We start from the raw sequence: 18,815 nt of genomic DNA on the forward strand, positions 1-18,815 counted from the left end.
TTTCTCTTTCCACCTTAATTATAACATATACAACCAGCCACAACAAGACTGTTTTTATGATACGGGTTGTGCTAGACTATTCTGAATAACGGTTTAGGAAATAAATTTTCTGCCGATTCTATGAGAGAGGTGGTATTTGTTATGGATAATAACCGGACGGAATCAGAATTTGAAAAGAGCAGGCTGGAACAAACCATTGCTTTAGCGAAAAAGCATGTGGATCAAGCCAGAGATCGCAATGAGGAGAATAAGTCTGCCATAATTTCTGCCAAGAAAGAGCTGCGTGATAATACATCTCACTCCATATCAAATCTATGGAGTAGCGAAGGCTTTGAAGCCCTTGCCGCCTTAAACCAGTATATGGATCCGATCACAGATAAAATCGCCGATTATGAAGCGGTAGAAAACAAAATCCTGTTACTGGAGAACATGATCCAATCTCCTTATTTTGCCCGGATTGATTTTAAGTTCGATGATGAAGATACATTTGAAAAGGTCTACATTGGACGCACCTCCTTAAAGAAAGATGATACGAATGAATTTTTTATTTATGACTGGAGATCTCCTATAGCAAGTGTTTTTTACCGTTTTGTATTGGGGCAGGTATTTTACGATGCTCCTGGCGGAAGAATCACAGGAGAAGTTAATTTAAAGCGCCAGTATGAAATTACCAAAGGGGAGCTGGAATATTATTTCGATGCTGATGTACAGATTGTCGATGAATTTTTAAGGAAGCTGCTGTCCCAGAATACTTCTCCTAAGATGAAAACCATTGTAGAAACCATTCAAAAGGAACAGGACATTGTCATCCGGGATATGGAAAATGATCTGATGATGGTACAGGGAGTGGCAGGCAGCGGCAAGACGTCCATTGCTCTTCACAGGGCAGCCTACCTTATGTACCAGGGTCTGTCCTCAAAGCTGTCTGCTGACAATATATTGATTATTTCACCAAACTCTTTATTTGAGCAGTATATTTCCAATGTATTGCCCGAGCTTGGAGAAGATCATGTTGTTTCGGTGGTATTTGAGGATATCATTGCTTCTGTTCTGCAAAATGAGCACGTACAATCGAGAAATCAATTTTTAGAAAACCTGATCTCAAATTTTAAATACAGAGATATTATAAAAAGCACCATAGAATTCAAAACATCCCGCCGGTTTTTGGAAATACTGGATCGGTTCATTGATGATCTTCCCCACAAATGGATGAATTTTGAGGATGTCTGCTATGACGGCCAGTGCATCATAAGCGGAGAAATGATAAAAGAGAAAGTATTATCCGGAAGAAACGAAACCCCTCTGGGAATGAGATTAAAGCTGATAAAGGGATATATATTGGAGTTGATCAGCGAGTCAAGAAAATCCCGCTTAAAGAAATCAGAAAAAATTCTGATTCATGAAGAAATGCTGAAATTCATGGAACTTGATGTAAAGGCTGTTTATAGAAAGCTGTTCCATGATAAAGAATATTTTTACAGCCTGGCAAAAGATATAGAGCTTCCCGGCTCCATGGACCATATTTTAACCTTTACCCAGGAAAATTTAGATACCAATCTGCTATACTATGATGATGCAACGGTTCTCACTTATCTGAATTTAAAAATATATGGGGTTCATAAATATAAAGCCATTAAGCAAGTGGTAATTGATGAAGCACAGGATTACTATCTCCTCCATTTTGAAATTTTTCGTTTGCTGTTTCAAAAAGCAAAATTTACGGTACTGGGGGATATCAACCAGACCCTGGAAAAAAGAGAAGACCTATCCTTATACCAGCAGATCAGAAAAATCTTTAATAAGAAAAAAGCTTCCCTTGTTACAATGGACAAAAGCTTCCGCTGTACAAATGAAATTTTAAATTATGGTTTAAGATTCCTTGAACAAAGCACAGAGATAAAGAGCTTTAACCGAAAGGGGGATGAGCCGGAGATATTTGCGGCTGAAGACCAATTATCGTTTCATGATATGATTGCATCAGAAGTGAAAGCCTGTCTTGAAATGGGGTATCAGTCAATCGGACTAATCTGTAAAACTGAAAAAAATGCCCTTTTTCTCTTTGAGTGCTTAAAGGACAAAGCTGATATCCAATTAATAAAAAACGAAAGCACAACAGATTTACATGGTGTATTCATTATACCGGTCTATATGTCCAAAGGGCTTGAGTTTGATGCTGTTTTAATATGTGACGCTGATGCTGAAAATTATTACAGCCCGGATGATAAAAAGCTTTTATATATCGCCTGTACAAGGGCTCTTCACAGGCTCAACCTGTTCTGCAGAGGAGAGGCCAGTCCGTTGCTTAAAGAAAGAGAATCGTAGATTTGATTAATATGCTGATAAATTTTGTGAGGTAATGAAAAATGGATCAAATAATTATGCTGGATATAAATTTTCAATATCAGAATGAAACCCGGACAATTCATCCGGTTTTATTGTTAAGCGCCAATGATGTTGTTCTTGTGGACTGCGGATATCCCGGTTTCCTGCCTTTAATAGAAGAAGAGATGAAATCAAAGGGTATTGATCCAGGCTCCTTAACAAAGGTATTGATCACTCACCATGATGACGACCACATGGGGGCTTTATTTGAAATAAAGGAAAAATATCCTGAGATTAAGGTCGTGGCAGGCCATGCGGAAAGCGGGTATATTTCGGGCAGGAATAATCGCTGCGTTTGTTACAGGCGGAAGAAATGCTGAATGTGCTGCCCAAAGAGCAAAAGACTTTTGGAATTCAATTCTGTGAATCCCTGAGAATGGTAAAACCGGTTTCCGTGGACATAGAGGTCAAGAACGGGGAACATTTTGAAGGAGAGCAATTCCGTTATCACAGGAGATGCAGCAGTCATTGAGGGCGGCCAACTGGTCATCGCAAATCCACAGTTTACCCTGGATCTGGATACGGCCAAAGCTTCGTTTCATAAACTTATTTCTCTGGATGCAGACCGTTATTATTGCTATCATGGAGGAATACTGGAAAACCGGAGATAATGAGTTTTCCTTGTTGAGGACGGGCTTATCAAGTAAATGGCTCCTGAAGTATTTTTGCCGGAGGATCAGGGAACAAAAGGCTGAGTTTATTGGCGGTAATTATGGCCAATAAGCAAGGCTTTTTTTTAGTATGCATTTCAATGTTTGGCATGTCACTATATGTTGAAATATGTCGATTTTTGTGGTAAGTTATAGTAAATTACTATATTATGACAGAATATTTATAAGGACAAAAAGCTGGAAAAGTGGGGCATTGGGAAAAGAAGAAAGTCATATTCTCTCCCATCAGAAACAAGGGGGATTATTTTTGTATCCTCCATAGGAGGCTTGTATTTCAATGAAATGCCTGGCTATGGAGAAATAAACCAGTACCGAGGTGGCTGTAATGAGAAATAATTATTCCAGATATATAGCCGTACAAACGGTCATAATGCTAATCATTTTCATGACGATTGTTTTTGCTCTTTTGCGTTCCCAGCAGTCAGAAAATAATTTTCTTCTTTCAAGCATCGGACAATCTGTGTCCTATTCTGTGCAGCAGCATATTGCCATAACAGAAGGCGTATTAATCTCCCTTGCTTATAATTATGAAATTGATGATAAAATCGATAAGCGCAAGTTCGATATTTTGGCAGCCAAATACATGAAGGAAAACCCGGATATCCTCTATATCCAGCATAAAAATAAGGATACGGTCACAGATATGGTGTATCCAGATATTTATGACTATACCATTGGAGCCTCCCTATACGGACGTCCTGAGGTGGTGGAGGCCCTTGAAAAGGCAATTAAAAACAGGATCATAACAGTCAATGACCCCTTTATCCTAAAGGGCACCAGGGACCTGCTGGGGCTTGTCATACGGTATCCCTTATATAAGGACGGTCAGTTTGACGGATTTTTTGTTGTGGTTTTTAACTTTAATTCTTATATGGACAAGATGATCAAAGAGGCGGTACCGGATTCCTACCACATCAGCCTCTATAATAAAAAAGGAGATCTCATCTGGGGAGATTCCCCCTGGCTGGACAGGAATCCATACATAGTCCAGATCCCTGTCATGGATACTCTATGGACGATGAAGCTGTCAAAGGGCGGAAACAGCATCAATGCCAACGGAGCGGTTTTAGGGTTTATCTCGGTGTTAATATTGTTTTTAATGGGAGTTCTCATCTATGTGCAGACGTGGCTCTTTAAAAAAGATGAAAACATCCAGCATCTTGCCAGCCTTCATAAGGAACTGGAACGGATGAAGGAAAGTTATACCCTGGCTCTTGACAGTGCCAATGATGCGCTCTGGGAATGGAATCTCCTGACCGATGAGATCATTACTTCCGATAAATGGATCGATATTACCGGAAATGCTCCCAAAGGTCATGGGCTCCGGGGCATTTTGCAGGAAGAGACCATTCATCAGGAGGATTATCCGGCAGTGCTGGCAGCATTTGACTCCTGCTTAAAGGGGGAGACCCGGGAATTTCACCGGGAATACCGCATCAAAAATAAGGATGGCAGTTATACCTGGGTCTTGAACAGGGGAAAAGTCTATTTTGACGGGGAAGGCCTTCCCAGCAAGGTTGCAGGGGCTGTGTCCAATATTGAAGACCGGAAGCAGAAAGAATCAAAAATGGAATACATGGCATTTTATGATACGCTGACAGGGCTGCCTAATAAGGTGAAGTTTATGAGTACCCTTGAGGATACCTTAAAAAACATAGGAGAAACGCTGTGTCAGTATTCCATACTTATGATTGATCTGGACAATTTTAAGATTCACAATGATCTTCTTGGGCTTGATTTCTGCGACCAGCTGCTTAAGCAGGTGGGCAACCGGCTGTCACAGATCCTTGGCCAGGAAAATATGGTGGCAAGGTTCGGAGGGGATGAGTTTTTAATTCTCATCAGGGATCATCAGGACATCAGGGAGGTGGAAAAGATTTGCCAGACTATCTTAAGCATCTTTGGTGCCCCCTTTGTACTGATGGAAAAATCAGTTTATTTATCTGTCAGCATAGGTGTTGTCCATGGTCTTGAAGCCGGTCAGACGGCTAATGATGTGCTTCGGAACGCAGATACGGCTCTTAACAAGGCAAAGGAAAGCGGAAAAAACCAGTACTGCATCTACGGTGCACAGATGCATGATGAAATTATCAGAAAATCCAATGTGGAGGCATGCATCAGAGAAGCTCTGGCAAAGGATAACCTTCTGATTTATTATCAGCTGCAGCAGGACTTATCAGGGGATCAAATAAGAGGAGTGGAGGCCCTGGCAAGACTGTATTCAGAAAAATTAGGCATGATCCTGCCTCTTGAATTCATAGAGGTGGCTGAATATACGGGATTGATCATTCCTCTTGGCAGCTGGATCTTAAAAAATGCATGTAAGCAGGGAAAGGCCTGGATTGACAGCGGCTATGAAATCGGAAAACTGTCCGTAAATATCTCAGTCCATCAGCTGCGCAATGAGAATTTCTATGATCAGGTAAAAGAGGTCCTGAATGAGACCCGGTTTCCGGTAAACCAGCTGGAGCTGGAAATTACGGAAAGCGTTCTTTTGGAGTTTTCCCAGGACAACATTGAGATTCTCAAAAAGTTGCGGTCCCTTGGGGTCAGCATTGCCCTGGATGACTTTGGTACCGGATATTCCTCCCTTAATTATTTGACAGTCCTTCCTATTGACATATTAAAAATTGACAAGTCGTTTTTAAGACGAGCCCTTGAAAGCGAAACAGAACGTCAGGTAATAAAAAGCATTACAGAGCTGGCTCATGGACTGAATTTAAAGGTGGTGTGTGAGGGGGTGGAAACAGTTGAACAAAGGCAGATTCTAAAGGAGATGGGATGTGATTATATCCAGGGGTATTATTTTGCAAAGCCATGCGATGCAGAAAGTATTGAAAAGTGGTTTGGGAAAGGATCAGCAGAAGCTTAGGAGCAGATGCTGGGTTTTCAAAAGGCCGGAACTTACAGATACGTAGGAATTAATTAAGGAGGTCTTAGGATGATGAATAAACTTAAGAAAAAAGGAGCAGTCTCCATCAGGTTCAAGCTGATACTCTTTACCAGCCTGCTGATCTTAGTGCTGACAGCGGTAAACCTAATTACCAGCCTGTTTACCAGCTATCAGGGGATTTTAAAGAATGTCAGGGATGACCTTGCGTCCTTAGGGGCGGTTGCCAATCTGGCCCTTTCCGCTAAAGTAGAGGATTTAACAAGTGATTTAGAGGATGTGGCTGAGCTTGGGCTTTCGTCGGTTTCCTCTGCTGAGCTTGAAAAGCTTGCAAAGAAGAAAGGCTGGCTGTATCTTGCGGTTGCAGATGAAAATGGAATCATCAGAAGCGGGCCGGGGGGACACGAGGGGAGCAACATTGGCTCCCAGGACCTTTTAAACAAAGCTTTGGGGGGAGAAACCGTCATATCTTCTCCTTACACTGACAGCCAGGGAGCTTTTGTCCTCCAGGTGTACACTCCCATGAATGGCAAGGTTTTAATTGCCGGCATTGATGGGATGTATTTAAGCGGTCTGATCGGTGATTTCAGAGTAGGTAAAACAGGAAATATATTTATCATTGACAGCCAGGGGACAATGATTGCCAATATGAGGCCGGAGTTGGTGCAGGAGCAGCGGAATTTCATTGAAATGTCAAAAACAGACAGCAGCTACGCATCGGCAGCCAAAGTTTATGCCAAGATGATCACAGGGGCTTCCGGTGTGGATACCTATTCCTATGCCGGCGTTAAACGGATCTGTTATTATTCTCCTGTGTCAGGAAACAACGGCTGGTATTTTGGTGCAGTGGCACCTATCAATGAAATGACGTCTTCCATCCGCACCGTGTTATTCAGCCTTCTGGGCGCAGCCCTGATCATGCTGACCGGGGGGATACTGATTGCGGTTTTCTTTGCAGGAGGGATAGCAAATCCAATTATAAAGATCACAAACCGCATGAAATTGCTTTCTGAAGGAAATTTAACAGAGGAAACGCCGGAAATTAATAGTAAGGATGAGATCGGGGAGCTTTCATCCAGCATTGACAGTTCCGTTAAGACACTTTTTCTTTATGTGGAAGACATCACGAGAAATATGGAGCAGATTGCGGCAGGCAATCTTAGGACCGGCCCTGCTCAGGAATACATCGGTGATTTCAGGCGGATTGAGACTGCTATTTACGATTCTGTGAGAAATCTTTCAGCAACCTTGTCTATGATTCATACGGCCTCTGAAGAGGTCAGCACAGGAGCAAGCCAGGTTGCATACGGAGCCCAGGATCTTGCGGCAGGATCCACAGAACAGGCCGCTTCCATAGAGGAACTGGGAGCTTCCATAGGAAGGATTGCGGAGCAGGCTTTGGAAAATTCGTCCAATGTTAAAATGGCGGCACAATATGTGGGAGAGACAGGTGCCAGCGTCAATGACGGAGATGAACACATGAGCAGGCTTACTGAGGCGATGACGGATATCAGCACAGCGTCTGACCAGATCACCAGTATTACAAGAGTCATTGAAGATATTTCCTTCCAGACCAATATTCTTGCCTTGAATGCCGCTGTTGAGGCTGCCAGGGCAGGAGAAGCGGGAAAGGGATTTGCGGTTGTAGCAGATGAGGTCCGGAATCTTGCCTCAAAGTCCTCAGAAGCCGCAAAGCGGACAGCGGAGCTGATCCAGCACTCAGCAGCTACCGTGGCGGAAGGCTCCCAGATAGCGGAGAAGGCTGCCCAGATCTTGCGTAACATCAGAGAAAATGCTCTGAAGGTAAACGAAAGCATTGTTAAAATCGAGCAGTCTTCCATGGATCAGGCCAGTGCCATTGAAGAGATAAAGATAGGGCTTTCTCAAGTTTCTGCTGTGGTGCAGACCAATGCGGCTACCGCAGAAGAGAACTCTGCAACAAGCCAGGAAATGTCTGCTCAGGCTGCAACACTGCGCGCGCAGGTGGAAAAATTCAAGTTAAATAATGAGAGATAAACGGCTTTTATGATGATTTACTTATCGGCTGCATTTCTGGTGAAGTTTACCAGGATGCAGCCGGTTTTTTGTCTCTGTTCTTAACATGGAGCATGTATTATTTATTCAGGGATATGGCGAAGGAAATCATCAAGCATAAGCTTTTCAACTCCCGTCAAAATAGTGATTCCAACGCTCTCCATATACGTGGCAGGCGCTTTCTTCCCAAGGAAAGTAATTGTTATCGCTGATGTTGTAACTTTCGTATTTCATAAAAGATATCTTACAAGGTGCATCTCATCTTACTTTTAAGCCTGTAAAAGTTTTCTTATTAAGTTTATTAAGCTTCTTGGACTCTATATTTTATATTATAATGGATAATAGTATTATAAATCTTATGTAATTGGGACTTTTTTTGATTAAATCATACTTTTGGCTACTGATATGAAGGATGGAATGGAGTGGGAAAAATTGTTATAAAATTGTCTTTAACTATTATATAGAAAATGATAGAATAAACATGTCATTCTGGTATGATTTAAGTACAGATATCCTTTCACCATGGGTTGAGATAAATAAAAAAATGGATTAAAACAGGAGGAATTTTTATGAAGTTTTGCTGGAGCACTTTAAACGTTAAGAATTTAGAAGAATCAATTAAATTTTATGAGGAGATCATTGGTCTTAAGGTAACCAGAAGATTTCCTGCCGGCCCTGGTACTGAAATTGCATTTTTAGGCGGCGGGGAAACACAGATCGAATTGATATGCGGCGGGGACAGGGAAATCCACGTAGGAGATGATATCAGCTGGGGCTTTGAGGTGAAATCCCTTGATCAGACCCTTTCTCTGGCAAAGGAAAAAGGCGCGGCTATTTTAGGAGAACCGGTACAGCCAAATCCCCACGTAAGATTTGCCTTTATAAAAGATCCTAATGGCATGAGAGTACAGCTTGTGGAAAATATGGGGTAAGGAGCGGATAACCCGGGCGGCGGAAACTACAGAGCAAGGAGCAAAGAAAATGAAGCATTTGATTGATAAGCTGTATGAAACTCATAACCTGGAAAAGGACGAGTTCATTTACCTGCTGGAAAATTATGATAAAGATACCAGTGATTATTTATTTTCCCTGGCAAGGTCCTATAGTCAGGATCATTATGAAAAGGAAGTCTATATCAGGGGACTGATCGAATTTACGAATTACTGCAAAAATGACTGCTATTACTGCGGCATAAGAAGAAGCAATAAAAATGCCAGCCGGTACCGGCTAAGCAAGGAAGAGATCCTCTCCTGCTGTGAGTCCGGATATGGATTGGGCTTTCGGACCTTTGTGCTTCAGGGAGGGGAAGATCCTGCATTTACAGATGAGGTGATGGTGGATATTGTAAAAACCATCCGTGAGAGGTACCCGGACTGTGCCATCACCCTTTCCATAGGGGAGAAAACCTATGACCAGTATTTGAAATATTATGAGGCAGGGGCAAACCGCTATCTCCTCCGCCATGAAACGGCAGATGAGGAACATTATTCCCTTCTTCATCCGGATTCCCTGTCCCTGGCAAACCGGAAGGAATGCTTAAGGAATATAAAAAAGATCGGCTATCAGGTGGGCACCGGATTCATGGTAGGCTCCCCTTACCAGACGGCCAGGTGCCTGGCAGAGGATCTGGAGTTTATCAAAGAACTATCCCCCCACATGGTCGGCATAGGCCCTTTTATTCCTCATAAGGATACGCCCTTTAACTCCTTCCCTGCGGGAAGCGTTGATCTCACCCTGTTTCTCATAGGGATTTTAAGGCTGATGCTGCCGGGAGCGCTGCTGCCTTCCACTACAGCATTAGGGACTCTTGACCCCAAGGGAAGGGAAAAAGGGATCTTATCAGGAGCCAATGTCCTCATGCCCAATTTATCCCCCATAGGTGTCCGGAAGAAATATGAATTGTATGACAACAAGATCTGTACCGGAGAGGAAGCGGCAGAGTGTAATGTCTGTCTGAGAAACCGTGTTGCCTCCATTGGTTACAATGTGGTAGAAAAAAGAGGGGATTTTAAGGAGTGAAAAGGAGCCTGGTCCGGTCTGTGGTGAACCGGCTGCATGATGGGAAGAAGATTTGATGCTTAGTAAATAAGGAGCCGGACAATGGTTTAAGGCAGAGCAGGCGGTTTTACATCAGCCTGTATCTGCCTTTTAAAATCATTTCAAAGATGGACATTGCTATTGATTTTACCGGATCAATCGCCTATACTATGCTCAAAAAGTGAACATCCAGTGTTCAAGCCTTGTAAAGGGAGGTTTTAAAATCAATGTTGAATATATTTGTCTGGTTCATGCTCCTGGCAACAATGGGCTCCGTCATGCTGATGGTATACTCCGTTGCAAGCCACAGCTCTGAACGGTCATTTTTTCTGATCTTTGCTTCCATCTGTACTTTTTTGTACACTGCAGGCTATTTGCTGGAGATCATTTCCACCACTCTGGAAGCCTCCTTTATGGGAGTCCGGGTACAGAAAATGGGGACGCCGCTGCTTGTGGTTTTTAACTATCTTTTCATACGGGATGTTTATGGGGAAAAACGCTTTAATATTTCCGGGTACTGCCTGCTTTTTGCGCTGCCTGTTTTTAACCTGTTCACCGCTCAGGCATTTCCTTTTGTGCGGCTGCACTATACGGGCATAGAATATTTTCATAACGGATATTTTGCCAACTGCCAGGGGCATCCGGGACCCATGACCTATGTAGCGAATGATTATAATTTCCTGCTGGTTTTTTTGACCCTCCGGCGGATTCTTAAGCATTTAAAGGGCGCAAACAGGCTGCAGAAGCGTCAGGGCATTTGCCTGCTGGTGTCAATTCTGATTCCCCTTATTGTAAATATTTATCATGCTGTTTCCTACAATTACCTTCGGCCTGACATAAACCCTTTTGCGGTTTCTGTTTCACTGGCTCTGCTCCTGTATTCCGTCAGGAATCAGAATCTGCTCAATGTGGTGCCGCTGGCACGGGCCAAGGTGATCGAGTCTATGGCGGATGCCTTTATTGTCTGCGGCAAGGACTTCAGCTTCCTGGATGCAAACCAGGCGGCCAGGGAACTGTTTCCGGAGCTGAACACCCTGACTTCCGGTGAAACCATGGAGAAGATGAAGCAGTTTGAAGGCCATAGGGAGTTGTGCCTCAATGTAAACGGGGAAATGAGATTTTACAAGGTGACCCAGACCTACATCAGGCAAAGCAGTAAAAACAGCGGTATCTGCATTGTATTCCATGACATTACCGATAAGGAAAAGCAGCTGAAAAGCCTGTATGGCAAGGCGACCTTTGATCCTTTGATGCATATCTACAACCGGGCAGCCTTTTTTGATCTTGCAGGTTTTATGCTCCATGCCTGTGAAGCGAAAGACCGATCCTATGGTCTTTTAATGATTGACCTTGACCATTTCAAGATGGTAAACGATACCTATGGCCATCCCTGTGGGGATATGGTGCTGGAGACCATTGCTGCCATGGTCAGGAACCATTTTCGAAAGGAAGATATTGTGGGCCGATACGGCGGCGAGGAAATTGTGATCCTGCAGGAAAACGTCTCTGCCAGACAGATGCTTGACTCGGTGGAAAAGCTCCGTGCGGCCATTGAGAATGAAACTGTTTTCTTCCATGATACTCCCGTTTGTATTACCGTCAGCATAGGGCTGGCCCATTCTCCTGCCGGAAGCATTCATTCCCTGGAGGATATGATCCTTCAGGCGGATCTGGCTCTCTATGAGGCTAAAAACGGCGGACGCAACCGTGCCTGCGTGTATGGCGGGGCGGTTGCGTCCTTATAGAGAATGGAATATTTGATTATAGTCAAGCGGATATTCGCAGTCCGTGACCCTGCTTGATTCGGTTAAATCAGTTTAATGCGATAGGCAATGGATTGAGGAGGAATGCTGGCGGTCTGGAAGTTGGCATGCTCGACCTTTACCAGCTGTCCGGGCTGAAGGGAGCCTAAGGGAATGGGATTATCGTTTTGATCCAGTATTTCCGTAACCTGGGAAACGACAAATCTCATCTGGTCCGCTTTATCGCCGGGATTGCCGGTATTGAGAAAGCCATTTTTAACATCAACGGAAACGATCCGGTCCGTTGTTATGCGAAACAGGGGCTTTTGCAGGATTGCCACGATCCGGTATGCTTTTGATTGAGGAGGAATGCTTTTTGTCATGGCAGAGGAAAATTCTGCACTGACCCACATCCCCTTTTCTATGGTGCACAAGCTGATGGGATCGCCAAATTGATTGACTAAGATCGTGTCCCAGCCTATGTTCAATTGGAGAAGTTCAATATAGACCATTTCATTCTGGCCTGGGTTCGAGTAAGAAACGATGACATAGCCGGTTCTGCTGTTGGAAGTATATACATTTTCTACAAGGGCGTTATCAATGTGCAGGATGCTCCCGACCTGGGTGATGCTCCCCCTCCTGCCTGCAGCGGTATTATTCATATAAATCCCCTAAATAGCATGCGTATTAATTAATATTATATGACAACGACAGGAAATATTCCAAAATCACCATCCTTTACCTGGGGAGCATTTCTTAATTTTTTTAGTATAAGCTTAAGGAAAATTTCAGGAACTTTAGGCGGTGATTATTAGCAGGAACAGACGACAATTTTTCATGAATGTGATATACTGTTTTTTAAGCGTATCTTTCGCAAAATACAGGACCGTTAAATTGATTAACTGGAAAGAAGGGATTTTCCATTAAAAGGTATAATAAGTTAGTCAGGGACAGGATACCCGAGGTAATTGAAGCAGAAGGAAAAAAAGCGGTGTGCCGCATTCTGACTGATGAAGAATATATGGTGAAACTGGAAGAAAAGCTTAATGAAGAGGTAAAGGAATATCAGGAAGATAAGAGCCTTAAAGAGATGGCAGATGTGCTGGAGGTGTTATATTCTCTTTGCAGTGCCAGAGGTTATACGAAAGAAGAGTTGGAGGCTGAGCGGGAAAAGAAGGCAAAAGACAGGGGCGGTTTTAATAACAGGATTTTTCTGGAATATGTGGATGAGTAAATGAAAAGGTGCTTACATGATATGCAAAAATATACATTCCAAAAAAGGAGGAATGCGTTATCAAGCGTAAATACACAATATTTCTATCCACAATCATCAGCATGATCTGCATTGTCATGGTATGCTTTTATTTGTTTTCCATTGATAAGGTCGGCAATATTTATATAGAAAAGTCAGAGGAAGCGATCTATAACATTAAGAAGGATTTTCTAAAGGATACGGTCAATAACTTGATTTCCGAAATTGAATTAAGGCGGGCGGCCAAATCGTCATACGTGGAGACCTTTATTTCCAGGACGTCTGATATCATTAACATGAAAAAGGATCTTCCGGACAGCGAATTCAATGATTTTTTTATCCGGCTTTTTCGGGATAATCCGGATTATAAATCCATGACCGTGGTCCTATGGGACAATCAGGCAAATAAAGCTGTTTATGACCCTGGAAATCTGGCAGGAGCTACCTGGAAGGATACTCTTAAGGCCAATACCTCCGGCCTGTCCTCTTACCGGGTTTTCCTTCACGGAGATTACGCATTCCTCTTTGGATTTACAAAAAGCTACGTAAATGAGCTTGTTAAGTCGGATATTGCCAATGTGATCAGAAATTCAAAATTTGATGGAAATTCCTATATTTGGGTAAACGAGATACAGAATTACCAGGGGGGTAAAAATTATGCCATCCGAAGGATCCATCCCAGCCTGCCGGAAACAGAGGGAATCTATCTTTCTACGGATATGACTGATATTGCAGGAAATTATCCATATTTAACTGAGCTACAGGGAATTAATAAGGATGGAGAGCTGTTTTTCTCATACTATTTTAAGGAACCAGGCAGCGATAAGGTATCAAAGAAGCTGGCTTATGCCAAGCTTTATAAGGATTATAACTGGGTAGTTGCCATGGGAGTTTATCTGGATGACTTACAGCCATATGTTGATCAGACGAAAAAAGAAAGCAAAGAGCTGGTATCCCGGATTACCCTTCTATTGGTTTTATTGCTTATTGTTATATTGATCGTCAGCCTGTTTTCCGTTTCCTTATTGGAAAAAATATATTACCGCAATGCGGAAAAGGCAATGGAATCTGAGCTTAACCAGGATGTCCTTACAAAGGCGGGGAACAGAAGAAGCGGGACCAACGATTTGACCAATGCATTTGAAGAATTTAAACGGACAGGCTTGAGTCCCGGAATTATGATGTGCGATGTGGATCATTTTAAAGGAATCAATGACAGATACGGTCATTTTACAGGGGATATGGCTCTGGCGGAATTTGTAAACGTGATGAAAGGGACCTTAAGAAGCACAGACAAGATCATCCGCTGGGGCGGTGATGAATTCATTGTCATTCTTTATGGCATGGAAGAGAAACATGTGCTGGATTTTGGAAACAAATTTTTGTCAACCGTGTCTTCTTTGAAAATACTGAATCAGCAAGAAGAGATAGGGATCACTGTATCCATGGGCTTTTCCTTCTTTAAGGAAGGAGATGAGGATTTTCACTGGGCATTAAGGCGGGCGGATGAGGCACTTTATAAGTCTAAGTTAGAAGGACGGAACCAGGCCAATGTTATTTTATAGGCAATAAGGCTTTGAATCCGGAAGGAGAGAGCTTATATATCTGATTTTTGAAAATGATAAAACGACCCGTACTACCAGCGGGTCGTTTTAATTTTCACAAAAAGCAAAGGCTGCTTAAAAAGCACATTTTATGTAAGACTTTTATAGCCGGGTCAGGGCAGTGGCGGCGCTTTCCATATTTAAAAGATACATATGGTTGAATTTTTCAATGGCAGCCTTTTTTTGTTCCATAAGGGAATGGGAATACACATTAAGGGTGATGGAAACGCTGGAATGGCCCAGCAGTTCACTGATGGTCTTCACATCCACGCCCAGCTCCAGGGCCCGGGTGGCAAAGGTATGGCGGATGGCATGAAATTTACGGTCCTGGACGTGGGCTTCCCTTAATAGTTTCTTGTATAGCTTTTGAAAGCAGCGGGGATCTAAGGGAGTATTCCCGTCGGAAAAAATATAGTGGTCCGGGTTTGCATGAGAAAATCCCTGTTCCTGCAGCATCTTTAACACAAAGTCCGGCAGGGGGATTTTCCTTAAAGATTTACGGCTTTTTGGAGGACCTACCTGCAAGGATGTTTTATTCCCGCCTTCTTCAAAATGTTTTATTCTGGATACGGTCCGTGTTATGGACAGGGTACCGGTTTCCATATCAATATCTCCCCATTTAAGGGAACACAATTCTCCAAGGCGTATGCCGGTATAAAAGCTGAGGATAATTCCTGCCCCACGCCTGTCTTTGGAATACAGCGCGGTATTTTCTATGAGCCTCTGCTCTTTCAGCGAGAAGACGATAACCTCCTTGTCCTCCGGTCTTGGGACTTTTACCTGTTCAATGATGGAAAAACTCTCCGGCGTCCCCTTTAAGACCTCTTTTAGCGCTATTTTGAAGATGGTAAGATATTTTTTCTTAGATGAATCTGCCAGCCCGGTATTTTCTCTTATGGCTTTTACAAAACAAAGAACAGAGTCTTCTGTAATTTGCAGATTCTTTTCCTGCTTAAAAAAGGGAATCACGTACTTATCCATGCACCGGTAATAGCTTTCATAAGTAGAGGGCTTCACCCGAAGGGCGGCATCCTCAAGCCATGCCTCAAACAAGCTGCAGACATCGTTCCCGTCCTGGAAAAAGTTTTCCTTAACGGATTCCTTAATTTCCTGGAAATTTTTCATTTTTTCTTTTACGCCTTTGTAGGTTCTGGAGTAGAAATACCGGTACCTTCCATCCAGCTTTAAAGTTCTTCCCTCCCAGCGCCCATCTTTGCGTTTATAAATATTTTCTCCTCTTCTCGGCATTGTAAAATACTCCTTTGCTTATCATGTATTTATTATAAAATGATTTAAGTAACGGCAAATACTCCAAATATTACCAAAAAACTGTTGTAATATCCACAAAACAGATGGTTAAACCAATATACCGGAGCTTTAAGCGGGCTTTTGTCCATTGTTTTTGATGAAAATGAACTTTTATTAGCTTGTGCTATTAACGTCGTCTGTTGGAACGACTTTTTTTATTGCTATTTTATTTTCATTGGGGAATCATAATAAAGAAAGGATGATTCCAATGAAATTCATGAGAAAGAAAACAATCAGCACTCAGAGCCAGAAAAACAGGCTCGACACGGAAAAAAAACTCAGAGCCTATGCATTTCTTGAGGAAAAAATGCTCCTGTCAGCTCTTTCTGCTTCAAAGACCGGCCTTACCAGTGAGGAGGCTCAGGAAAAACAGGATGAATTCGGGGCAAATGTTATTACTGCAGGAAAGAAAGATACAATGCTTCACAGGCTGAGAGAAGCTGTCATCAATCCCTTTAATGTTATTTTGCTGGTCATTGCGGCTGTTAATTATTTCACAGATGTAATTGCTTCTTCAAGGCCTGATTATCTCACTGTTTCCATTATCATTTTCCTGGTGCTTGTCTCAAGTCTGGTTGCTTTTGTCCAGAATCAGCGTTCCAATGCCGCTGCAGAAAAGCTTTCAGAGATGATTTCCAACAAGGCAGATGTGTGGAGAGATGGAAAACTGACTGAGATCCCTATGGATGAGGTAGTTCCGGGAGACGTTGTCAAGCTTTCTGCGGGACATATGCTTCCGGCAGATGTACGTTTTTTGTCTACCAAAGACACCTTTTTGGCTCAGGCAGCCCTTACCGGCGAGTCTGCTCCTGTGGAGAAATTCTCTGACGGGGACAATAAGCCTGACGATGCATTAACAGATTTACAGAATATCGGCTTTATGGGATCCAATGTGGTAAGCGGAAGCGCCACAGCAGTGGTTCTGGCAACCGGAAATAATACCTATTTCGGCTCCATGGCCCAATCCCTGTCAGGTGATAAGGCTAAGACCAGCTTTGAGCGGGGAGTGGAATCGGTCAGCGGGCTTTTGGTCAGAAGGATGCTTGTCATGATTCCTGTGGTGTTTTTGATCAATGGAATTGCAAAAGGTGACTGGGCAGGAGCCCTTCTTTTTTCCATCAGTATTGCAGTTGGCCTTACGCCGGAAATGCTGCCCATGATCATGACCTCCACCCTTGCAAAGGGAGCGGTTTCCATGTCCAGGCACAAGGTGATCGTCCGCACTCTTGGAGCCATACAGACCTTTGGGGAAATGGATGTGCTCTGCACGGATAAGACAGGAACCCTGACCGAGGATAAGGTGATCCTGGAAAGATACATGGATTTAAATGGGGATGAGGATACCAGGATTCTGCGCCATGCTTACTTAAACAGCTATTTTCAGACCGGTCTTAAGAACCTCATTGATTTAGCCATCATAAACCGTGCAAAACAGAACGGACTGGAAACCGTTTTAAGCTCTTACCGCCGGATTGATGAAATCCCTTTTGATTTTACACGGCGCAGGATGAGCGTGGTATTAACCGATCAAAAGGAGAAACTCCAGCTTATCACAAAGGGAGCTGTGGAGGAAATTCTGGAGATCTCCTCCTTTATCGAGATAAACGGGACGGTTCTTCCAATGGATGAGGAAGCCCGCCACGTTGCCATGGCAACCTATGAAAAGTATAATAATGACGGCCTGCGCATGATTGCCGTTGCTCAGAAGAACGAGGTGCCCGGCATAGGGGTATTCAGCGTAGAGGATGAGCGGGATATGGTTTTAATAGGCTTTGTAGGATTTCTTGACCCGCCAAAGGAGAGCGCAGGCGCTGCCATTGCCGCCCTTCACGACCATGGGGTGAGAACGGTGGTCCTTACCGGAGACAGCGAGGGCGTGGCGGCAAAGGTCTGCGGCAAGGTGGGCGTAGATGCTTCCACCCTGATGACAGGCCGGGATGTGGAGCAGATGGATGACAAAGAGCTTTTGCATGCAGTAGGCACATGCAACCTGTTTGCAAAATTGTCTCCATCTCAGAAGGAGCGGGTAGTAAAGGCTTTCCAGAGCGCAGGGCATACGGTGGGTTATATGGGAGACGGCATCAACGATGCGCCGCCCTTACACCAGGCTGATGTGGGGATCTCCATTGACAGTGCTGTGGACATTGCCAAGGAAACAGCCGATATCATTCTTTTAGAAAAGGATTTAATGGTCTTAGAGGAAGGGGTCCTAGAAGGCCGCCGCACCTTTGGAAATATCATCAAATATATTAAGATGGCGGCAAGCGGAAATTTCGGAAACATGATCTCCGTTATCGCTGCCAGCCTGTTCCTGCCTTTTCTGCCCATGCTGCCGGTGCAGATATTGACCCAGAACCTGCTGTGTGATTTTTCCCAGATGGGGATTCCCTTTGATGATGTGGATAAAGAATATCTAAAAAAGCCTCACAAATGGGATACAAAGTCCATCAAATCTTTTATGGCTTTCTTTGGTCCCCTCAGCTCTGTTTTTGATATTTTATGCTTTGCGGTAATGTGGTGGGTCATTGGCGCTGATAAAGTGGAGCTTTCCCCATTGTTTCAGTGCGGCTGGTTCGTATTCGGAACCGTATCACAGGTGTTAGTTATCCACTTAATCCGTACTGAGAAGCTGCCCTTTGTGCAGAGCAGACCTTCCATGCCCCTGTTTTTCTCCACATTTATCGTTGCGGTCCTTGCGCTTGCCATTGGATTTTCGGGTCTTGCCATCGGTCTTGATATGTACCGCCTGCCGGCAGATTTTATTCCCTGGCTTGTTTTGATCCTGGCCGGTTATCTTGCAGTCGTGCAGATGATGAAAAAGGTATATATGCACCGTTATAAGGAATGGATGTAACCTTTCTTCAATCATTGAAAGAGCAGCCGGCATGTTTTTGC

At 43.5% G+C, this 18,815-nt stretch carries 13 protein-coding genes; 11 read left to right on the top strand and 2 right to left on the bottom strand.

Annotated features, from left to right (window positions below):
- Positions 1-141: 141 nt before the first annotated feature.
- The 8 genes from ABFV83_RS18860 (at position 142) to ABFV83_RS18895 (ending at position 11,759) form a co-directional block, all read left to right on the top strand.
- Positions 142-2,322, top strand: a complete 2,181-nt coding sequence (locus ABFV83_RS18860; RefSeq protein ID WP_349946045.1) for a 3'-5' exonuclease — start codon at positions 142-144, stop codon at positions 2,320-2,322.
- A gap of 41 nt (positions 2,323-2,363) precedes the next feature.
- The gene (locus ABFV83_RS18865; RefSeq protein WP_349946047.1) at positions 2,364-2,702 is read left to right on the top strand and encodes an MBL fold metallo-hydrolase; all 339 of its coding nucleotides are present in this window, start codon (positions 2,364-2,366) and stop codon (positions 2,700-2,702) included.
- Between the two features lie 105 nt (positions 2,703-2,807).
- On the top strand, positions 2,808-2,993 hold the full coding sequence (locus tag ABFV83_RS18870) for a hypothetical protein (protein ID WP_349946049.1): 186 nt from the start codon (positions 2,808-2,810) through the stop codon (positions 2,991-2,993).
- Between the two features lie 385 nt (positions 2,994-3,378).
- The gene (locus tag ABFV83_RS18875) at positions 3,379-5,925 is read left to right on the top strand and encodes an EAL domain-containing protein (protein WP_349946050.1); all 2,547 of its coding nucleotides are present in this window, start codon (positions 3,379-3,381) and stop codon (positions 5,923-5,925) included.
- Between the two features lie 69 nt (positions 5,926-5,994).
- Entirely contained in the window at positions 5,995-7,959 is a 1,965-nt protein-coding gene (locus ABFV83_RS18880) for a methyl-accepting chemotaxis protein (protein WP_349946052.1), read from the top strand.
- A gap of 587 nt (positions 7,960-8,546) precedes the next feature.
- Positions 8,547-8,909, top strand: a complete 363-nt coding sequence (locus ABFV83_RS18885) for a VOC family protein (protein ID WP_349946053.1) — start codon at positions 8,547-8,549, stop codon at positions 8,907-8,909.
- Positions 8,910-8,958: 49 nt separating this feature from the next.
- On the top strand, positions 8,959-9,996 hold the full coding sequence (gene hydE, locus ABFV83_RS18890; protein ID WP_349946054.1) for a [FeFe] hydrogenase H-cluster radical SAM maturase HydE: 1,038 nt from the start codon (positions 8,959-8,961) through the stop codon (positions 9,994-9,996).
- 245 nt (positions 9,997-10,241) lie between these two features.
- Positions 10,242-11,759: a diguanylate cyclase gene (locus tag ABFV83_RS18895; protein ID WP_349946056.1), complete on the top strand. Its 1,518-nt coding sequence runs from the start codon at positions 10,242-10,244 to the stop codon at positions 11,757-11,759.
- Between the two features lie 62 nt (positions 11,760-11,821).
- Here the strand turns inward: ABFV83_RS18895 and ABFV83_RS18900 are convergent, their stop codons facing one another.
- A complete protein-coding gene (locus tag ABFV83_RS18900) occupies positions 11,822-12,418 on the bottom strand; it encodes a hypothetical protein (RefSeq protein ID WP_349946058.1) in 597 nt (198 codons plus the stop codon).
- Between the two features lie 329 nt (positions 12,419-12,747).
- On the opposite strand from ABFV83_RS18900, the gene ABFV83_RS18905 reads away from it, so the two are divergent.
- On the top strand, positions 12,748-12,990 hold the full coding sequence (locus tag ABFV83_RS18905) for a nucleoside triphosphate pyrophosphohydrolase (protein ID WP_349946060.1): 243 nt from the start codon (positions 12,748-12,750) through the stop codon (positions 12,988-12,990).
- A 116-nt stretch (positions 12,991-13,106) separates the two neighbouring features.
- Positions 13,107-14,573, top strand: a complete 1,467-nt coding sequence (locus ABFV83_RS18910; protein WP_349946062.1) for a diguanylate cyclase — start codon at positions 13,107-13,109, stop codon at positions 14,571-14,573.
- Positions 14,574-14,714: 141 nt separating this feature from the next.
- On the opposite strand, the gene ABFV83_RS18915 is transcribed toward ABFV83_RS18910, so the two are convergent.
- A complete protein-coding gene (locus ABFV83_RS18915) occupies positions 14,715-15,860 on the bottom strand; it encodes a tyrosine-type recombinase/integrase (RefSeq protein WP_349946064.1) in 1,146 nt (381 codons plus the stop codon).
- Between the two features lie 268 nt (positions 15,861-16,128).
- On the opposite strand from ABFV83_RS18915, the gene mgtA reads away from it, so the two are divergent.
- Positions 16,129-18,774, top strand: coding sequence for a magnesium-translocating P-type ATPase (mgtA, locus tag ABFV83_RS18920; RefSeq protein ID WP_349946066.1), 2,646 nt, complete (start codon positions 16,129-16,131; stop codon positions 18,772-18,774).
- Positions 18,775-18,815: the final 41 nt, after the last annotated feature.

Source organism: Lacrimispora sp. BS-2, from assembly GCF_040207125.1.
Classification (GTDB): domain Bacteria; phylum Bacillota; class Clostridia; order Lachnospirales; family Lachnospiraceae; genus Lacrimispora.

Bases quoted from the DNA above. Each gene is read 5' to 3' on its own strand.
- ABFV83_RS18900 (WP_349946058.1), bottom strand. From the start codon at position 12,418: ATGAATAATACCGCTGCAGGCAGGAGGGGGAGCATCACCCAGGTCGGG.
- ABFV83_RS18910 (WP_349946062.1), top strand. From the start codon at position 13,107: ATGGTATGCTTTTATTTGTTTTCCATTGATAAGGTCGGCAATATTTAT.
- ABFV83_RS18880 (WP_349946052.1), top strand. From the start codon at position 5,995: ATGATGAATAAACTTAAGAAAAAAGGAGCAGTCTCCATCAGGTTCAAG.
- mgtA (WP_349946066.1), top strand. From the start codon at position 16,129: ATGAAATTCATGAGAAAGAAAACAATCAGCACTCAGAGCCAGAAAAAC.
- ABFV83_RS18865 (WP_349946047.1), top strand. From the start codon at position 2,364: ATGGATCAAATAATTATGCTGGATATAAATTTTCAATATCAGAATGAA.
- ABFV83_RS18875 (WP_349946050.1), top strand. From the start codon at position 3,379: ATGAGAAATAATTATTCCAGATATATAGCCGTACAAACGGTCATAATG.
- ABFV83_RS18895 (WP_349946056.1), top strand. From the start codon at position 10,242: ATGTTGAATATATTTGTCTGGTTCATGCTCCTGGCAACAATGGGCTCC.
- ABFV83_RS18915 (WP_349946064.1), bottom strand. From the start codon at position 15,860: ATGCCGAGAAGAGGAGAAAATATTTATAAACGCAAAGATGGGCGCTGG.
- hydE (WP_349946054.1), top strand. From the start codon at position 8,959: ATGAAGCATTTGATTGATAAGCTGTATGAAACTCATAACCTGGAAAAG.
- ABFV83_RS18860 (WP_349946045.1), top strand. From the start codon at position 142: ATGGATAATAACCGGACGGAATCAGAATTTGAAAAGAGCAGGCTGGAA.
- ABFV83_RS18885 (WP_349946053.1), top strand. From the start codon at position 8,547: ATGAAGTTTTGCTGGAGCACTTTAAACGTTAAGAATTTAGAAGAATCA.